This window comes from Microbacterium sp. Bi128 (assembly GCF_918698205.1).
Map to the genome: position 1 here is coordinate 1 of NZ_CAKKMM010001507.1, position 1,192 is coordinate 1,192.

At 67.7% G+C, this 1,192-nt stretch carries 1 protein-coding gene and 1 pseudogene; one reads left to right on the top strand and one right to left on the bottom strand.

Translation table 11 applies throughout. From position 1 onward, the window contains the following. Nucleotides 1–162: pseudogene (locus LQV45_RS34075) on the top strand (anthranilate synthase component II); the annotation flags it as partial. 63 nt (nucleotides 163–225) lie between these two features. On the opposite strand, the gene LQV45_RS34080 reads toward LQV45_RS34075, so the two are convergent. Then, nucleotides 226–1,192, bottom strand: a 967-nt coding sequence (locus LQV45_RS34080; protein ID WP_230012274.1) for a PASTA domain-containing protein, incomplete at its 5' end; no start/stop codon positions are given.

Here is a 1,192-nt window from a genome sequence, read left to right on the forward strand (position 1 = left end):
GGCCTGCAGCACCGCACCGCCCCGCTGTGCGGCGTCCAGTTCCACCCGGAATCCGTCCTGACCGAAGGCGGCTACCAGATGCTCGGCAACTGGCTGGAGTCACTGGGCATGGCGGGCGCTGCCGAACGGGCAGCGGACCTGAGCCCGCTCATCAAACACTGACCCGGCAGGCACTGAAAGCGCGGGCGCGGCGGTAGCCGGCACCTTAGGTTTTTCCCGACCGGGTTAGGGGAACAGTCCGCCCAGGGCCGCGTCCTCTTTGGACGCGCTCTTGGTCGGCGTCGGTGTGGGCGACGGCGGGGGCGGCGGCGGCGCCGGTGCCTTCGCCACGGTCACGGTAATGGTCTTGCCCTGTTCGACGAGCGAATCCGCGGCATCGGCCTGGCCTGTCACCTTGCCCGGAGCCACCTGGGAGTTCTCCACCTCGGTGGCCTTGAGCACCAGGCCCTGTTCCTTCAGTTTCGCCTCCGCCTCCGCCAGCGGCAGCCCGATCAGCTGCGGCACAGCCACCTTGCCGGTGGAGACGACGATTTCGACCGCGTCCGCCACGGCCACAATCTGGCCGGGGGCCGGGTTGGTGGTGATGACAATGCCGACCGGAACCGTGGGGTTGTTGGACATCTTGGTGGTGAGGGCGCCAGTCAGCCCCGTTTGGTGGAGAAGATCGCGGGCTGCCGCCTCGGTCCGGCCGGGCAGATCCGTCGGAATGGTGATCGCGCTGGGGCCCTCGGAGATGTTGAGGATGATGTCCGAGTTGGCGTCCATGGAACTCCCCGACGTCGGCACGGTGCCAATCGCGGTGCCTTTGGGAATGCTCTCGTGCTGCAGCCGTTGGAGCTGTGGCTTGAAACCTGCGTTGTACAGCCTTTGCAGGGCCTCTGATTCCGTCAGGGACGTCACCGTGGGAACCAGTACCTTGGTTGCCTGCGGCGGGGCCTGATTCATGAGGTTGTACAGCCACAGGCCGCCGCCGGCCAGCACCAGCAGTGTGAGGACCACGAGCGTCGCGATCCAGGTGCGGCGGCGCGTCTTCTGGCGCGGGGTGTGCTCGCGTTCGACCGGCAGCGCCAGCGGCAGGCTGCCGGTGTCCGCAATGCCATAGAGTTCGGTGCCAGCCGGCTGCAGCACTTCCTCGTCGTCGGGTATTTCTTCGGCGGGCCGCAGCCGGCCGCCGGGGGAATCGTCGAGGAAC